This window comes from Brevundimonas sp. (genome assembly GCF_016742135.1).
Taxonomy (GTDB): domain Bacteria; phylum Pseudomonadota; class Alphaproteobacteria; order Caulobacterales; family Caulobacteraceae; genus Brevundimonas.
Genome location: NZ_JACVCG010000001.1, coordinates 447,967 through 464,152 on the forward strand (window position 1 = coordinate 447,967; position 16,186 = coordinate 464,152).

Annotated in this window: 20 protein-coding genes; 15 read left to right on the forward strand and 5 right to left on the reverse strand. The window is 66.5% G+C overall.

Going from position 1 to position 16,186, the window contains the following annotated elements; translation table 11 throughout:
* Genes IBJ06_RS02200 through flhA form a run of 5 tightly spaced genes read left to right on the forward strand, consistent with a single transcriptional unit; the run spans position 1 to position 5,432 of the window.
* Entirely contained in the window at positions 1-663 is a 663-nt protein-coding gene (locus IBJ06_RS02200; RefSeq protein WP_292156883.1) for a flagellar assembly protein FlbE, read from the forward strand.
* Positions 660-992, forward strand: coding sequence for a flagellar motor switch protein FliN (gene fliN, locus IBJ06_RS02205; RefSeq protein WP_292156884.1), 333 nt, complete (start codon positions 660-662; stop codon positions 990-992). Before IBJ06_RS02200 ends, fliN begins: the two co-directional genes overlap by 4 nt.
* 38 nt (positions 993-1,030) lie before the next feature.
* The gene (locus IBJ06_RS02210) at positions 1,031-2,404 is read left to right on the forward strand and encodes a sigma-54 dependent transcriptional regulator (RefSeq protein WP_292156885.1); all 1,374 of its coding nucleotides are present in this window, start codon (positions 1,031-1,033) and stop codon (positions 2,402-2,404) included.
* Positions 2,405-2,415: 11 nt separating this feature from the next.
* The gene (bla, locus tag IBJ06_RS02215) at positions 2,416-3,333 is read left to right on the forward strand and encodes a class A beta-lactamase (RefSeq protein ID WP_292156886.1); all 918 of its coding nucleotides are present in this window, start codon (positions 2,416-2,418) and stop codon (positions 3,331-3,333) included.
* A gap of 14 nt (positions 3,334-3,347) precedes the next feature.
* A complete protein-coding gene (flhA, locus tag IBJ06_RS02220; protein WP_292157270.1) occupies positions 3,348-5,432 on the forward strand; it encodes a flagellar biosynthesis protein FlhA in 2,085 nt (694 codons plus the stop codon).
* A gap of 9 nt (positions 5,433-5,441) precedes the next feature.
* On the opposite strand, the gene IBJ06_RS02225 is transcribed toward flhA, so the two are convergent.
* Positions 5,442-6,149, reverse strand: coding sequence for a hypothetical protein (locus IBJ06_RS02225; protein WP_292156887.1), 708 nt, complete (start codon positions 6,147-6,149; stop codon positions 5,442-5,444).
* Positions 6,150-6,265: 116 nt separating this feature from the next.
* Here IBJ06_RS02225 and IBJ06_RS02230 point away from each other — a divergent pair, with 116 nt between their 5' ends.
* From IBJ06_RS02230 to IBJ06_RS02250, 5 genes are all read left to right on the forward strand, one after another.
* Positions 6,266-7,798 (forward strand): sensor histidine kinase, encoded by a 1,533-nt coding sequence (locus IBJ06_RS02230; RefSeq protein ID WP_292156888.1) that lies wholly within the window; start codon positions 6,266-6,268, stop codon positions 7,796-7,798.
* Positions 7,795-8,220, forward strand: coding sequence for a response regulator (locus tag IBJ06_RS02235; protein WP_292156889.1), 426 nt, complete (start codon positions 7,795-7,797; stop codon positions 8,218-8,220). Before IBJ06_RS02230 ends, IBJ06_RS02235 begins: the two co-directional genes overlap by 4 nt.
* Positions 8,221-8,231: 11 nt before the next feature.
* Positions 8,232-9,281, forward strand: coding sequence for a histidine kinase dimerization/phosphoacceptor domain -containing protein (locus IBJ06_RS02240; protein ID WP_292156890.1), 1,050 nt, complete (start codon positions 8,232-8,234; stop codon positions 9,279-9,281).
* Between the two features lie 9 nt (positions 9,282-9,290).
* A complete protein-coding gene (locus IBJ06_RS02245; protein WP_292156891.1) occupies positions 9,291-9,740 on the forward strand; it encodes an NUDIX domain-containing protein in 450 nt (149 codons plus the stop codon).
* Between the two features lie 79 nt (positions 9,741-9,819).
* The gene (locus IBJ06_RS02250) at positions 9,820-9,993 is read left to right on the forward strand and encodes a CsbD family protein (protein ID WP_292156892.1); all 174 of its coding nucleotides are present in this window, start codon (positions 9,820-9,822) and stop codon (positions 9,991-9,993) included.
* Positions 9,994-10,045: 52 nt separating this feature from the next.
* Here IBJ06_RS02250 and IBJ06_RS02255 read toward each other — a convergent pair whose 3' ends face one another.
* The 4 genes from IBJ06_RS02255 to IBJ06_RS02270 all read right to left on the reverse strand — a co-directional run bounded on the left by IBJ06_RS02255 (position 10,046) and on the right by IBJ06_RS02270 (position 12,931).
* Positions 10,046-10,483: a hypothetical protein gene (locus IBJ06_RS02255; protein ID WP_292156893.1), complete on the reverse strand. Its 438-nt coding sequence runs from the start codon at positions 10,481-10,483 to the stop codon at positions 10,046-10,048.
* Positions 10,484-10,510: 27 nt separating this feature from the next.
* Entirely contained in the window at positions 10,511-11,698 is a 1,188-nt protein-coding gene (locus tag IBJ06_RS02260; protein WP_292156894.1) for a VWA domain-containing protein, read from the reverse strand.
* A 7-nt stretch (positions 11,699-11,705) separates the two neighbouring features.
* Positions 11,706-12,335: a hypothetical protein gene (locus tag IBJ06_RS02265; RefSeq protein ID WP_292156895.1), complete on the reverse strand. Its 630-nt coding sequence runs from the start codon at positions 12,333-12,335 to the stop codon at positions 11,706-11,708.
* A gap of 65 nt (positions 12,336-12,400) precedes the next feature.
* Positions 12,401-12,931: a GNAT family N-acetyltransferase gene (locus IBJ06_RS02270; RefSeq protein ID WP_292156896.1), complete on the reverse strand. Its 531-nt coding sequence runs from the start codon at positions 12,929-12,931 to the stop codon at positions 12,401-12,403.
* Positions 12,932-12,998: 67 nt separating this feature from the next.
* Between IBJ06_RS02270 and IBJ06_RS02275 the strand changes: the two genes are divergently transcribed.
* The 5 genes from IBJ06_RS02275 (at position 12,999) to IBJ06_RS02295 (ending at position 16,182) form a co-directional block, all read left to right on the forward strand.
* Positions 12,999-13,919: a histone deacetylase family protein gene (locus IBJ06_RS02275; protein WP_292156897.1), complete on the forward strand. Its 921-nt coding sequence runs from the start codon at positions 12,999-13,001 to the stop codon at positions 13,917-13,919.
* 113 nt (positions 13,920-14,032) lie between these two features.
* Positions 14,033-14,620 carry a histidine phosphatase family protein gene (locus IBJ06_RS02280; RefSeq protein ID WP_292157272.1) on the forward strand — a complete coding sequence of 196 codons (588 nt, stop codon included), beginning with the start codon at positions 14,033-14,035 and terminating at the stop codon, positions 14,618-14,620.
* A gap of 49 nt (positions 14,621-14,669) precedes the next feature.
* Positions 14,670-14,921, forward strand: a complete 252-nt coding sequence (locus IBJ06_RS02285; RefSeq protein ID WP_292156898.1) for an exodeoxyribonuclease VII small subunit — start codon at positions 14,670-14,672, stop codon at positions 14,919-14,921.
* A complete protein-coding gene (locus IBJ06_RS02290; RefSeq protein ID WP_292156899.1) occupies positions 14,921-15,274 on the forward strand; it encodes a tRNA-binding protein in 354 nt (117 codons plus the stop codon). Before IBJ06_RS02285 ends, IBJ06_RS02290 begins: the two co-directional genes overlap by 1 nt.
* Positions 15,275-15,306: 32 nt before the next feature.
* A complete protein-coding gene (locus IBJ06_RS02295; RefSeq protein WP_292157273.1) occupies positions 15,307-16,182 on the forward strand; it encodes a polyprenyl synthetase family protein in 876 nt (291 codons plus the stop codon).
* Positions 16,183-16,186: the final 4 nt, after the last annotated feature.

The following is a 16,186-nucleotide window of genomic DNA, read 5'->3' on the forward strand; positions in this document are numbered from 1 at the left end:
ATGACCCCGTCTCCCGCCCTCTCACGTCCCTTTGTCTTCGACACCGAGTTCGACGCCTCGGGTGCGGTCGTGCGGTCCACGGACTGGCAACCGGTCAAGCGCGCCTATTCGCCGGCCGAGGTGGAGGCGCTGGTTGCCCGGGCCCGCAGCGAGGGACATGCCGAGGCGCTTGCCGAGGTCGACAGCCGCAGATCATTGGCCATTGCCGACCTGAGCGCAGCCCTGGCCGCCAACCTGCCGCGACTGGCCGGTGTCGTGGAGACCTATCGCGAACAGACCGCCGACCTGGCCCTTGCGACCGGGCGTGCCCTGGCCTTCACCGCTCTGGATCGTCTGCCCCGTGCCGCCGTGCAGGCGGCGCTGGAGGCACTGGGCCGCGAGATCGACGCCTCGCCCCGTCTGGTGATCGCCATGGCCGGTCTGGACGAGGCCGGGCGCGCCGAGATCGAAACGCTGTGCGCCAATGTAGGTTATGCGGGGGCCGTCCGCTTTCGCGACCAGCCGGGCGCGACGCAGGCCGCCTTTGAGCTGGAATGGACCGACGGCCGCGCCGCCTTTGATCCCGAAGAAGCCTTCACCCGACTGTCCGCCGCGGTCGCCCGCGCGCTCGCCGCTGACCAGACCCCCGATACCGCCGAATCGTCCGAAGGGATGACCCCATGACTGCTGACAATCTGCCGCTTGAAGAGTTCGATCACGGGGTCATGCCCGTGCCGACCGAGGATGGCCTGGACAAGTCCGCCAGCGACCTGGCCCCGGTATTCGACGTGCCGGTCAACATCTCGGCCGTGCTGGGCAAGTCGCACATGTCGGTCGCCCAGTTGCTGAAGCTGACCAGTGGCTCGGTGCTGGAGCTGGACCGCAAGGTGGGCGAGGCCATCGACATCTTCGTCAACAACCGGCTGGTCGCGCGTGGAGAGGTGGTGGTGGTCGAGGACCGCCTGGGCGTGACCATGACGGAAATCATCAAGACCGAGGACACGGGCGCCTGAGTTTGGCGACCGGCAGTGAGATTTAGAGGAGAAGACCCATGCGGCTTCTGGTAGTTGGCAGACTGAGCGGGCAACTGGCCTCGGCCGTGAAAATGGCCATGGCCCACGGGGCCAAGGTGCATCACGTCGAGCGGGGCGATCAGGCCACGGAACAGCTGCGACGGGGGCAGGGCGCGGACCTGCTGATGGTCGATTATCGCATCGACATCGCCGCCCTGATCGCCGCCAATGAGGCCGAGCGCATCCATGTGCCGGTCGTGGCCTGCGGCGTCGATGCGGGGCCGGACGATGCCGCCGCCACCATCCGCGCCGGGGCCAAGGAGTTCATCCCTCTCCCGCCCGAGGCGGATCTGATCGCCGCGGTCCTGTCGGCGGTGGCCGACGACGACCGCCCCCTGATCTCGGCCGATCCGTCGATGAAGGCGGTGATCGGTCTTGCGGATCAGGTCGCCCGCTCGGAAGCCTCGATCCTGATCACCGGCGAAAGCGGCGTCGGCAAGGAGGTGATGGCCCGGTATCTGCACCAGAACTCGCGTCGCGCCGACAAGCCGTTCATCAGCGTCAACTGCGCCGCGATTCCGGACAATCTGCTCGAGTCCGAACTGTTCGGCCATGAGAAAGGTGCCTTCACCGGCGCCGTGGCCCGCCGGGTCGGCAAGTTCGAGGAAGCCGACGGCGGCACCCTGCTGCTGGACGAAATCAGCGAGATGGATGTGCGGCTGCAGGCCAAGCTGCTGCGCGCGCTTCAGGAGCGCGTCATCGACCGCGTCGGCGGCACGACCCCGGTCAAGGTGGATATCCGCATCATCGCCACCTCGAACCGCGACCTGGCCCGCTCGGTCTCGGAAGGCACTTTTCGCGAGGACCTGCTGTACCGGCTGAACGTCGTCAATCTGCGCCTGCCGTCCCTGCGCGAGCGCCCGGGCGACATCCCCGCGCTGGCTGACTTTTTCGTGCGGAAATATGCGGCCGCGAATGGTGTGCCGGTCCGTCCGATCTCGGCCGACGCGCGCCGCGCCCTGATGGCCCATCGCTGGAACGGAAACGTCCGGGAGCTGGAAAACGCCATGCACCGCGCCGTGCTTCTGGCTCAGGGGTCTGAGATCGATGCCGACGCCATCCGCCTGCCCGACGGCCAGCCCCTGACCGGGGCCGTCTATGATGCAGGCCCTGCCGGTCGCGCCGCCCAGACGGCCGATGCGGTGACCCGCGCCTATGTGGGCCAGACCGTGGCGCAGATGGAAAAGACCCTGATCCTCGACACCCTGGGTCACTGCCTCGGCAACCGCACCCATGCCGCCAACATTCTGGGCATCTCGATCCGCACCCTGCGCAACAAGCTGAACGAATACGCCGACGAAGGCACGCCCATCCCGGCGCCCCAGTCGGGCATTTCCGCCGCTGTCGGCTGAGGAGCGCGCGCGTGGATCGCCGACGCCTTCTTACGGGTATGGCGGCCCTGCCGCTGGTGGCCTGCCAGCGTCCGGAGGCGCAGGCCGATGCTGTCAAGGAAACCGTGGAATGGTTCCTGCCGGAAGCACAGGCGCTCGACCTCTCGGATCTGGAAGCCCGCTTCGGGGGTCGCCTCGGGTTCGGCCTGATCACGCCTGACTATCGACTGCTGTCGTGGCGGTCCGAGGAGCGCTTTGTCTATTGCTCGACCTTCAAGGCCTTTCTCGCCGCGGCGACGCTTGAGCGCATCCAGAAGGGCGAGGAACGACTGGACCGCGAGATCGCTGTCACCGCCGCCGACATGACGCACCACGCTCCCGCCACCGAGCCCGCGGTGGGTGGCACACTGACGGTGGAGGCTCTGATGAAGGGGACGGTCGAACTGAGCGACAACCCCGCTGCGAACCTGCTGCTGCGCGAGATGGGCGGGCTTGCACGCATGCAGGATTTCTATCGAAGCCTTGGCGATACCGTCACCCGGGTCGACCGCTGGGAACCCGAGATGAACCGGCTGGACGGCGACAAGGACACGACCTCGCCCCGCGCCGCCGCGACCAATCTTTACGCGCTTCTGGTCAACCGGGATGACGGTTCACGCCCGAGCGGACCCCTGGATGATGCCTCGATCACGAAGCTGAAGGGCTGGATGTTTGACACGCCGACCGGCCCGGGTCGCATCAAGGCCGGGCTGTCTTCGGGCTGGACCACAGCGCACAAGACCGGGACGGGGGGCTATGGCCCGACGAACGACATCGGCGTGATCTATGCTCCCGATGGCACGGCACTGCCCGTGGCAGTCTATTACCACGCGGGCCGGTCGTCCCGGGAAACAGACCGTGACGCCGTCATCGCCGAGGCCGTCCGGCGGGCGTTGGGGACCCTCGCATGACGGACGCCCCCGTCATGATGAAGGACGGCATGGCCCGGCCTTCGGGCAGGGACATGCTGGGCTGGATCGCGCGCGGCGAGGTCGGCATGGCCGTCGGCGTCATCGGCGTCATCCTGTTGCTGATCCTGCCGATCCCGGCCTTCCTGATGGATATGTTGCTGGCGATCTCGCTGATCTCCAGCGTGCTGATCCTGATGACGGCTCTGATGATGAAGAAGCCGCTGGACTTCGCCATCTTCCCGACGGTGCTGCTGGTCTCGACCCTGTTCCGGCTGGGGCTGAACCTGGCCTCGACCCGGCTGGTTCTGACGAGCGGGCACGAGGGAGGCGACGCCGCCGGCCATGTGATCGAGGCGTTCGGGGCCCTGATGATGGGCGGCAGCTTCATCATCGGCATCATCGTCTTTGCCATCATTCTGGTGGTGAACTTCGTCGTCATCACCAAGGGCTCGACCCGGATCGCCGAGGTCTCAGCCCGCTTCACCCTCGACTCCATGCCCGGCAAGCAGATGGCTATCGACGCCGATCTGTCGTCGGGCCTGATCAGTGAGGACCAGGCCAAGACCCGGCGCAAGGAACTGGAGCAGGAGTCGACCTTCTTCGGCGCCATGGACGGTGCCTCGAAATTCGTGCGCGGTGACGCGGTCGCCGGGCTGATCATCGTCTTCATAAATGTGCTGGGCGGCATTCTGATCGGCACCCTGCAGCACGGCATGCCCATGGGCGAGGCGGCCTCGGCCTATGTCCAGCTGACGATCGGGGACGGTCTGGTGACCCAGGTCCCGGCCATCATCATCTCGATCGCGGCCGGCTTTCTGGTGTCCAAGGCCGGGGTCGAGGGCTCGGCCGACAAGGCCCTGGTCAGCCAGCTGGCCACCAATCCGATCAGCCTCGGCATGGTGGCGGCGGCCTCGGCCCTGATCGGCCTGATCCCGGGCATGCCGCTTCTGCCCTTTTTCGCCCTGGCGGCCGGGGCCGGCTTCATGGCCTGGCGACTGGGTCGGGCACGCCTGAAACCGGCACCTGTTGAGACGGCGGAGTCGGCCAAACCCCGCGAGGACGTCGAGGAGCCTATCCAGACGGCCCTCAACATCGATGAGGTCAAGATCGAGCTGGGCTATTCCCTGCTGGCCCTGATCAACGACCTGGAAGGCCGTCGCCTGACCGATCAGGTCCGCGCGCTGCGCCGGTCGCTGGCGCAGGAGTACGGCTTTGTCATGCCGGCCGTGCGCATTCTCGACAACATGCGTCTCGGGACCCAAGGCTATGCCATCCGGATCAAGGAGATGGACGCCGGAAAAGGTGAGGTTCGTCTTGGGCAACTGCTGGCCATGGACCCGGCGGGCCGCCAGGTCGAACTGCCCGGCGAACACACCAAGGAACCGGCCTTTGGCCTGCCCGCCACCTGGATCGACGAGTCCCTGCGCGAGGAGGCGACCTTCCGCGGCTACACGGTGGTCGACCCCTCGACCGTGTTGACGACCCACCTGACGGAAATCCTGAAGGAGAACATGGCCGAATTGCTGTCCTATGCCGAGGTGCAGAAGCTGCTGAACGGTCTGGAGGGCGAGGAGAAGAAGCTCGTCGAGGACCTGATCCCCGGCTCGGTGACCGTCACCACCCTGCAGCGGGTCCTGCAGGCCCTGCTCAAGGAAAAGGTCTCGATCCGGGATCTGCCCGCCATTCTGGAGGGACTGGCGGAAGCCGCCCCCCACACCAGTTCAGTGACCACCCTGGTCGAACACGTCCGGAGCCGTCTGGCGCGTCAGCTGTGCTGGCAGCACAAGGCCGACGATGGGGCCCTGCCCATCGTAACCCTGTCGCCCGAATGGGAGCAGGCCTTTGCCGAGAGTCTGGTGGGACAGGGCGAGGACAAGCAGCTGGCCATGGCCCCGTCACGCCTGCAGGATTTCATCCGCGCCGTGCGGGATGTGTTCGAGAGAGCCGCCATGTCCGGCGAGACGGCGGTGCTGCTGACCGGGCCCCAGGTGCGGCCCTATGTCCGCTCGATCATCGAACGCTTCCGCGGTCAGACGGTCGTTATGAGCCAGAACGAAATCCACCCGCGCGCGCGCCTACGGACGCTGGGACAGGTCTGACGCGTCCGGTCAGTTGACCTCGGTCCAGCCTTCGGACGAGGCCTGACGCGCCGCCTCATTCGTCGGCCGGGCCACGAGACCGGACTGGGTGATCCAGACCTCATATTCCGCGCCATCGGCCATCGGCATATAGGCCCCGCCGCCATACAGGGTGTCGACGGCATCGACATAGCGGCGATAGCGGCGGGCCGTATCCCAGGCGCTGATCCTCCAGGGCAGGGCATCGGGCTGGTCTCCGCCACTCAGGTCATGGACGCTGCGGATGCCCTCGCGTTCCTGCTGGATCGACCGGTAGCGTCCCGACAGGCGGTCCAGCCGATACTGGGTATCGAGGCCCAGCACGGTGGCCCAAGGTTTCCAGCGCAGGACCTGGGCCTCGATCCGCCATTCATCGCCGTGCAGGGGGTAGACGGTCGTGACGGGAACGTTGGCATCCCCCGCCGCCGGCTGGATGACGGTCGTCTCGAAATACTGTGGCCCCAGTTGCTTGACCTGGATCGTGGCCACGGGCCGTTCATGGGTAAGCCGGGCGTAGGTCTGGATGTTCATGCCCAGCAGGGCCGCGATCGCCGCAGCTGCGGCCAGGCCCCCGCCGCCGATGGCCCCAAGGCCACCGCTCAGGAATTTGCCCCGAAAAAATGCCCCAAGTCCGCTGAACAGAAAGATGACACCTGCCGCGCCGACGATCGCCGGAATAATCCACCACCACCAGACCATGTCGCCCCCTTAACGCTACGGCTTCATCGCATGCTAACCCTAAATCGCGGGGGCGTCGAAGGTTTCACCCGACACGCGACTGGACTTGGCGAGGGGGGCGGGTAAACGTGGCCGCGATGGCCTGGGACCTCCGTGAAAATCTGACGGCATTCAGCCGCTTCCTGCGCACGGCCAGCCTTGGGCGGTCACTGCTTGGTTTGCTGTCGCTGGCGCTTGTGCTTCTGCTGGTCGTCAATCTGGCGACCTTCTTCATGATCGGTCGCACGGCCCAGTTCAATGACAGCCTCGATCGCAGCCTTCGCGTCCAGATGGCCGCGCGCGACGTCCTGACCCGTCTTGTGGACGCCGAAACCGGCCAGCGGGGCTATCTGCTGACGGGGCGCCAGCAGTTTCTGGCCATCCATGACGATGCCATCCGCGACCTGCCGCTGGTGATGCAGGAACTAGACGATCTGACGGCAGATGATCCGCAGGTGCGCCAACGGGTCGACCGCCTGCGGGATCTGACCCGAGAACGGCTGAGTGTAATGGACGCCAGCATCGCCCTGGCCCGGAGCGGTCGAGCCGGCGACGCGGTTCAGATCGTCCGCGACGGACGGGGCAGGGAACTGATGGACGCCATGCGAGCGGAACTCGCCGACATCGACTTGATCGAAAGCGAACGGTTCGACGCCCGCCGTCAGCAGTCCGAATGGTCCGCGCGGGCGACCATCGGCGTCAACGCCATGGCGGCCGTTCTGGTCCTGATGCTGGCCGGGATCATGGCCTGGATCGTGCTGCGTTACCTGCGGGAGATGCAGGCCGCGCACTACGAACTGGATCGGATCAATGCCAATCTGGAGAATGAGGTCCGGGACCGCACGGGCGACCTCATCCGGGCCAATGAGGAGGTCCAGCGTTTCGCCTATATCGTCAGCCACGACCTGCGCGCGCCCCTGGTCAATGTGATGGGCTACACCTCAGAACTCGAGCAGGCGGGCAAGACCATCGACCGCCAGATGACCAGGGTCGAAACCGAGGCACCGGGTGTGCTGGAGCGCGATGCCCTGGTCGCCGTGCGTGAGGATGTGCCCGAGGCCATCAGCTTCATCCGCGCCTCCACTGAAAAGATGGACCGGCTGATCAACGCCATCCTCAAGCTGTCCCGCGATGGGCGACGGGTGCTCTCCGCGGAGCCCATCAATATGACGGCCATGGTCGGCAAGATTGCCGACAGCGTGAACCATCAGACGGAAAGCGCCGGTGCCGAGATCGAGGTGGCCGAGCTGCCGGTGCTGACCGGCGATCGCCTGTCGCTGGAGCAGGTGTTCGGCAATATGATCGACAATGCGGTCAAATATCTGGATCCGAAGCGTCCGGGGCGTATCCGGATCGAAGGTCAGGATCTGGCCGACGGCATGGTCGAATACCGGATCATCGACAACGGCCGGGGCATCTCCGAGCGCGACCACCAGCGGATCTTCGAACTGTTCCGGCGATCGGGCAAACAGGACCAGCCGGGCGAGGGCCTGGGGCTGGCCTTCGTCAGGAACAGCATTCGCCGCATGGGCGGCGACATCGCCGTGGAGTCGAGACTGGGCGAAGGCTCGACATTCATCCTCAAATTTCCCAAACGTCTCTACGTCTCGGACAACGGAACCCTGTCATGACCACACCCGTCAAAATTCTGATGATCGAGGACGATCACGGCCACGCGCGACTGATTGAGAAGAACATCCGTCGGGCCAACATCTCGAACGAGATCGAACATTTCGCCGACGGCACCTCGGCGCTGGAGCATCTGTTCAGCGAGGCGGTGCTGGCCAATGGTCCACTGCTGATCCTTCTGGATCTGAACCTGCCGGACATGTCGGGCACCGACATTCTGGAGAAGATCAAGTCGGATGCCCGGCTGCGGCGCGCGCCCGTGGTGATCCTGACCACTACCGACGACAAGACGGAAATCCAGCGGTGCTATGATCTGGGCTGCAATGTCTACATCACCAAGCCGGTGGAGTATGAATCCTTCTCGGAAGCCATCCGGCAGCTGGGCCTGTTCCTGTCGGTCATCCAGGCTCCCGAAATCGATTGAATGAGCACTGTTTGGAACCGCTGACCACACCCTTGCGCCTGCTGTACATCGACGACGACCGCGGCCTGTCGCGGCTGGTCGAGAAGGAGCTTGGCCGTCAGGGCTTTGTGGTGACCTGCGCCGCTGATGGCGAGGCAGGGCTGGAGTGCCTGAAAAGCGGGCAGGTGTTCGACGTCTGCGCCCTGGACCACTACATGCCCGAGCGCGATGGCCTGGACGTCCTGCCGGATATCCTGGCCCTGCCGGACCCGCCGCCGGTCGTCTATGTCACCGGGGCCCAGGAAGGCCGCATTGCCGTGGCCGCCCTTCGCGCCGGGGCCGCGGACTATGTGATCAAGGACGTGTCGGAGGATTTCACCTCGCTCCTGCGCTCGGCCATCGAGGACGCCCACAACCGGCGCCGCCTGCAGCGGGAGAACGAGACCGCCCAGGACGAGGTCCGCATGGCTCGCGACCGGGCCGAGGCCATGCTGCGCGAGGTCAACCACCGGGTGGGCAATTCGCTTCAGCTGGTGTCCAGTTTCATCTCGCTGCAGATGCGGCAGTTGGCGGACGGGGCGGCCCGGGACGCCCTGCGCGAGGCCCAGGCCCGCATCGAGGCGGTCGCGCATGTGCACCGCAGGCTGTACACCTCGGGCGACATGGCCCAGGTGGCCGTGGACGAGTATCTGAAGAGCCTGATCGAGGAACTCTCCGCTTCCCTGGGCCGTGAGGACAGCGCGCCCAACCTGACCCTGGACGCCGACCCCATGAAGGTCGGAACCGATCAGGCGGTCTCCCTGGGTGTGATCGTAACCGAACTGGTCACCAACGCTGTCAAATATGCCTATCAACCCGGTCAGGGCGGGGACATTCGCGTCCACCTCAAGGCTGATGGCGAGGGGCGAGCCCTGCTGACGGTCGAGGACGACGGCGTCGGTCTGGGCGACCCGTCGCAAGGGCCGAAGGGCACGGGGCTGGGCTCAAAGATCATCGCGGCCATGGCGGGTGGTTTGCGCTCGAAGGTCGATTTCGACACGGCGCACAAGGGCGTGCGCGCCCGCCTGGCCTTCGATCTCTAGGCCGGACACATGTTGCAGTTCGGATATGCCAGACCTGACCGCACCTATGCGCCGCGCCCCACGGCGTTCGGCCTTCTGGTGCACGGGGGGCGGCTTGCCTGCGTCCGGATAGACCGGGGCGAGAACAGCTACCTCGATCTGCCGGGCGGCGCGCGGGACGGGGATGAGTCCGAGGCGGAGGCGGTCGTGCGGGAGTATCGCGAGGAGACGGGCCTGCGCGTTGCCGTCGATGCTCGCCTGACCGAGGCGGCCCAGTTCGTGGACAAGAGCGATGGGCGAACGGTCAACAACAGGGGTGGCTTCTGGACGCTGCGCCTGCTGGACCCCACCCCCTCCGGCAAGGTCGAGGATGACCACGAGTTGATCTGGCTGGACCCGTTGGAGGCGTTGGTGAGCCTCCGCCACGAGGCTCATGCGTGGGCTGTGACCATGTGGCTGAGGACTCACAAACCCGCGTGATCCGGGGAACGACGGCGGGCCGAACCTGTTGAATTGGCATCGGGCGAACACCGGGTTCGCCAATCCCAGGAGAACAGTGATGCCTAACAAGGATCAAATTGAAGGCCGCGCCAAGGAAGCCATGGGCAACGTCAAGGACGCCGCAGGCGACATGACCGGCAACCACAGGCTGGAGGCCGAAGGCAAGGCCGATCAGGTCGAAGGCAAGGTCCAGAAGACCTTTGGTGACGTCAAGGAAGACATCAAGACCTGATCCGGATCATTCCGCCGGATCGAAGGGCCACCGTCGCAGGACGGTGGCCTTTTCAATTCTGTCCCGACAGGTTGATCCGCAAGCCGCCGGTATCCTCGCGCGAGCCGGCCGGATCGCAGACCTCTTCCCAGATCACGCCGCCGTCGGGCCGGGCACGGGGGCGGGTACTGCAGCGTGCCGGTTCGCGCAGCTGTGGTCCCGCCGGCCCGCGAACTTCACGGGACTGGCCGCACTGGACGGCGAAGTTGGCCTCGGCCTGGGCGCGGGCGCAGGCCTCGAGCGAGGTAGTCGGGCGCAGGGCCTCGGGCAGGCTGTCGCCCAGCTCGGCCGCCAGCTGTTGCCGGACGCGGAACTGGCAGGACTCCAGCGGAGTATCGCCCCGGATCTGGGGATGGCAGCGGGCGCGCTCCCAGGCAAAGGGGTCTTCGCGGGCCCATTGCGGCAGGGCGGGGTCCTGCAGGACCAGACCCAGGATGATTGCACCGAGCATGGACGCCTCCTTCTGGTGGTCGTCGGCCTATCGGGCCAAGGAGCGCATGGCGCGCTCCAGGCCGTCGAGAGTCAAGGGGAACATCTGGTCCTCCATCACCTCCCGGATCAGGCCGACCGAGGGCGTATAGGCCCAGTAGCGCTCGGGCACCGGATTCAGCCAGGCCGACTTTGGCCACTGCTGGCGCAGGCGTTTCAGCCATACCGCGCCGGCTTCTTCATTCCAGTGCTCGACCGAGCCGCCGGGCATGGTGACCTCATAGGGACTCATGGTGGCGTCGCCGACGATCACGGCCCGCCAGTCGCCGGGATAGCGGTTCAGGACTTCCCACGTCGGGGTCCGCGCCTCATGCCGGCGCCGGTTGTCCTTCCACACGCCCTCGTAAAGGCAGTTGTGGAAGTAGAAGAACTCAAGGTGCCGAAATTCGGATTTTGCGGCCGAGAACAGCTCCTCGCACAGCTTGACGTGCCCATCCATCGAGCCACCGATGTCGAGGAACAGCAGCACCTTGATTGTGTTGCGCCGCTCGGGCCGCATCTGGATGTCCAGCCAGCCCTGGCGCGCGGTGCCGTCTATGGTGGCGTCCATGTCCAGTTCGTCCGGCGTGCCCTGACGGGCGAACCGGCGCAGACGGCGGAGTGCCACCTTGATGTTGCGAGTGCCCAGCTCGACCGAGTCGTCGAGGTTTCGGTATTCGCGCTTTTCCCATACCTTGACCGCCCGACCGTGCTGCGACTTGCCGCCGATGCGAACCCCCTCGGGGTTATAGCCGCCGTTGCCGAAGGGGCTGGTGCCGCCCGTGCCGATCCATTTGTTGCCGCCCTGATGCCGGTCGTGCTGTTCCTCCAGGCGCTGTTTCAGCGTCTCCATCAACTTTTCGAAGCCGCCAAGGGCCTCGATCTCGGCCTTCTGCTCGTCGGTCAGGTATTTTTCATTAAGCAGCTTCAGCCAGTCCTCGGGCACGCCACCGACATCCGGCTCCTCGCCCGCGCCGACGGTCTCCATCCCCTTGAACACCTTGCCGAACACCTGATCGAACCGGTCGTAGTGTTTCTCATCCTTGATCAGGATGGCCCGCGACAGGTGGTAGAAGTCCTCGACACGGGTGCCGGCGGTCAGGACGCGCTTGTCCATGGCCTCCATCAGGAACAGCCATTCCTTGAGCGAGACCGGGACCCGGGCATCCCGCAGGGCCGTGAAGAAGGGGAGGAGCATTCGGGCGTCAGTCGCTCCCGGCCTCGCGAGGAAGAGCCCGGGCGAGCGCCATGCTGGATACCTCGACGACGGTGTCATCGGTTGAAGGACCGGTACCCCGCGCCTTGAAGCTCCACTCGCCGATGTGGCGAACGAGGATCAGGCTGCGCACGGGCTGTCCGGACAGGCTCATATCGAAGACGGCCAGCAGGGGCTGCGGCTGTCCCGGCAGGGTCGTGATGGAGAAGTTCCGGTCGACCGGGCGCGCATCGGGTGCGCCGTTTCTCAGGGCGCGTATCGCCGATTCCATGACCTCCTCGGGTGTGTAGACCTCGTCATAGCGGGTGGCGAAGAGGGTGACGAAGGTCGATCCCCTCCAGGATCCACAGCCGATGTCGAGACCGGAACGGTCAAACACCCGGATGTTGTCGCGCGCATCCGCCCCCGGAAATTCGCAGACCATGCCGCTCGGTCCATGACGGACCCGTGGAAGCGTCGAGTCGGTGACATTGGTCAGGAAGGCAGCCCCTCGGGAGCTGGCGATGATCGCGTCCGCATGGTCGCGGGCGGCTTCCACACTTACGGATTGGGCTGTGGCCGCAACCGGCAGGATCAGCAGGTAAAGGCCAATCGCGGCCGCGGAAAGGTGACGCACCATGGTGGGACCCTCAGTGGAACAGGCGGCTAACAGACCATGCCGCTGACCCCGCGTCCATGCCGGGATCAGGCCGGTTTCCTCAGGATGAACTCGTCGTCCATCCATTTGCCGACGGGGAACTGGTATTCGCCGGCTTTCTCGAAGCCATGGGCGGCATAGAGCTTCTGGGCCTTCAGATTGCCGCTCCAGACGCCGATCCACTGGGCGCCGGTACCGTGTTCGGTCATCCAGTCCATGGCGACCTTGAGCAGGCGGGTGCCAAGGCCCAGCCCCTGGGCCTCCTTGAGGATGTACAGCCGTTTCAGTTCGGTCTCGCCGGGCCGGGCGTCCGGATGGGGCAGGGCGTTCGGGCCCGTATTGGCAAAGCCCAGCAGCCGGTGGTCGCGCTCGGCCACCCACCAGCCCATGGCCGGGTCGGACAGCCGGACCCGGGTGGCCTCCAGGCTGAACACCTGTTCCATGAAGACGGCCAGGTCGTCCTCGGGATAGGGAATGCCGAAGCCCTCCATGAAGGTCTCGACGAAGGTGCGGGACCCGGCTTCGGACAGGGCGGCGGCGTCGGTCAGGCGGGCCGGGCGGATCAGGATGTCGCTCATACGGGGCGCTTATCACGCTCTTGAGAGGCAGGCGACAAGGCGGGATTCGCGGCCTAGTCTTGTCGCAATGACCCTGCCGATCTTCACCCATCCCGACATGACCGGACACCAGCCCGGCATCGGCCATCCCGAGCGGCCCGAGCGGTTAGAGGCGGTGCTGGCGGCGCTGGCGGACTCCGGACTGGACGGCAACCGTCGCGCGGCGACCGAGGCCTCGGTCGAGGACCTGGAGCGTCTGCATCCGGTCGACTATGTGGCCAACATCCTGAACGCCTCGCCCGAGGTCGGTCGGGTATCGCTGGACGCCGATACCCACCTGTCGCCCGGGAGTGTGCGGGCCGCCCTTCTGGCTGCAGGGGCTGTGGTCGATGCCGTGCGGGCAGTTATGGCCAGCGACATGGACCGGGCTTTCTGCGCGATCCGGCCGCCCGGCCACCATGCCGAGCCGAACCGGTCGATGGGGTTCTGCCTGTTCTCCAATGTCGCCGTGGCCGCCCGGGCGGCGCAGGCCGAGGGGGCAGGGCGCGTCGCGGTGGTGGATTTTGACGTGCACCACGGCAATGGGACCCAGGCGGCCTTTGAGGCAGACCCGACGCTGTTCCTGGCCTCGATCCATCAGATGCCCCTCTATCCCGGCACCGGCGCGCCGTCCGAGACGGGCGTCGGCAATATCGTCAATGCGGCGGTCGAGCCTCATGCAGCCCGCGAGGCCTGGCGCCGGACCTTTGCCGACCGCCTGATGCCGGCTCTGGAAGCCTTCTCGCCCGACCTGATCCTGATCTCGGCCGGGTTCGATGCACACAGGCGGGATCCGCTGGCGCACCAGAGCCTTGAGGCCGAGGATTTCGCCTGGGCAACGCGTGCGGTGGTCGAGGTCGCGAGGCGGGTCTGTTCGGGCAAGGTTGTCAGTTCGCTGGAGGGGGGCTACGACCTCGAGGGCCTGGGGCGATCCGCCGTGGCCCATGTTCAGGCACTGGGGGAGGAATGAGGGACACGTCGACCGACAGTCTTGCTGTCGCCAGCCGCCCCGGCGCCATGCTTGACCCCGACCGCCTCAACGATCTGGCTGCGGACCACACGCGCAGGGATGCCGAATCGGCCATGCCCCTGCCCGGGACCAGCGGTGACATTGTGCTGGCCCGCCACGGCGAGCCGGCCCTGTCGCGCAAATGCCTGATCACCGCACGTCAGTACCGCGACTGGTGGGGCAAATATGAGCTGGGCGGCCTGCTGGAAGGCCAGACGCCGCCGGCCGAACTGCTGGCGACCGCAGAGGGGGCCGCCCTGATCCTGTCGTCGACCCGCCAGCGCGCCATAGAGACGGCCGCTGCCATTTCGGGGGATCGCGAGGTGATCAGCGACGCCCTGTTCATCGAGGCTCCGCTGCCTCCGCCGCCCTTTCCCGACTGGTTCAAGCTGTCGCCCCGCTGGTGGGGCGTGGTGTCGCGCTTCTGGTGGCATGCCTTTGACCACCATCAGGGACAGGAGACCCGGCGCGAGGCTGAGGCCCGGGCCGATCGCGCCGCCCGCCTGCTGATCGAAAAGGCCGCCATGGGAGGCGATGTGCTGGTCCTGGCCCACGGCTATTTCAACCACATGGTCGGTCGGCGGCTGAAGGCCCACGGCTGGCGGCTGGCCCACAATCAGGGCTTCAAGTACTGGTCGCAGCGACGGTTCGTGAGACGCTGAGCCGCCCCCTGTCTTGCCTGTCCTGACCGGGCCTGTCAGAACCGCAGCCATGACCGCCGACCTTCCCAAGACCGATCCGGACCTGTCCTTCGAGGAGGCGCTCTCGCGACTGGAGAGCATCGTCTCGCGGCTCGAGTCGGGCCAGGCACCGCTGGAAGAGTCCATCACCCTGTACGAAGAGGGGGCCCGGCTGAAGGCCCTGTGCGAGGAACGGCTGAAGGCCGCCCAGCTGCGCGTCGAACAGATCGTCGTCGGCCCCGACGGCCAGGCGGCCCGGGCCGAACCAGCCGGGTTCGAGTGATGGCCGGGCCCGCCGCCGATCAGATCACCTTTGATGACTTCCTGAAGGTTGACGTGCGCGTGGGTCGGATCGTCACCGCCGAGCCCTTTCCCGAGGCGCGGAAGCCCGCCTTCAGGCTGACGATCGATTTCGGCCCCGACATCGGGGTCAGGAAATCCTCGGCCCAGATCACCCGCCATTACACCCTCGACCAGCTGGTGGGCCGCAAGGTCGCCGCCGTGGTCAACTTCCCGCCGCGCCAGATCGGCCCGATGAGGTCCGAGGTGCTGACCCTCGGCTTTCCCGATGCCGAGGGCGAGGTCGTGCTGGTCGGGGTCGACCGCGAGGTTCCGGTCGGCGGGCGCCTGTTTTGATCCCGCTGGCCGCCAATTCGCCGGAGCAGGCGGTGATCGACCGGATCGCCGAGGTCGCCGACCTGATCACTGTGGCGCTGGACGAACTGCTGCCCCGGGCAGATGGTCCGGAGTCCCGCCTGACCGAGGCCATGCGCTATGCGGCGCTGGGGCCGGGCAAGCGGCTGCGTCCCTTCTTCGCCATCGAGGCCTCGCGTCTGTTCGATCTGGACGAGGGACCGGTGCTGCGGGCGGCCTGCGCGCTGGAATGCGTGCACGCCTATTCGCTGATCCATGACGACCTGCCCTGCATGGACGACGACGACATGCGGCGGGGTCGTCCGACGCTGCACCGCGCCTATGACGAGGCGACGGCGGTGCTGGCCGGGGACGCGCTGCAGACAGCAGCGTTCGACATCCTGCTGGACCCGGACACGCATGACGATCCGGCCATCCGCTGCGAGCTGGCGCGCCGGCTGTCCTATGCCTCCGGGGCCCGGGGCATGGCGGGCGGCCAGATGATCGACCTGATGGGGGTACGCGACGATCTGGGCGGGGTGGCGCGGATGCAGCGGCTGAAGACCGGGGCCCTGATCACCCACGCCTTCGAGATTCCGCTGATCATCGGCGACATCCGCGACGAACGGCGCACCGCCCTGATCGCCTTTGCCCATGATCTGGGGCTGGCCTATCAGATCGTCGACGATGTGCTGGACGCCGAGGGGGACGAGGCCCTGCTGGGCAAGGCGGCCGGCGGCAAGGACGCCCGGCTGGGCAAGACCAATTTCGTCACCCTGCTGGGGCTGGAAGCCGCCCGTGAGCGGGTCGCCCACCTGCGCGATCAGGCACGCGGGCATCTGGAGGTCTTCGGCGACGAGGCCGAAATGCTGAAGGCCTGCGTCGATGTGGTGCTGCAGCGGCGCTCCTGACGGG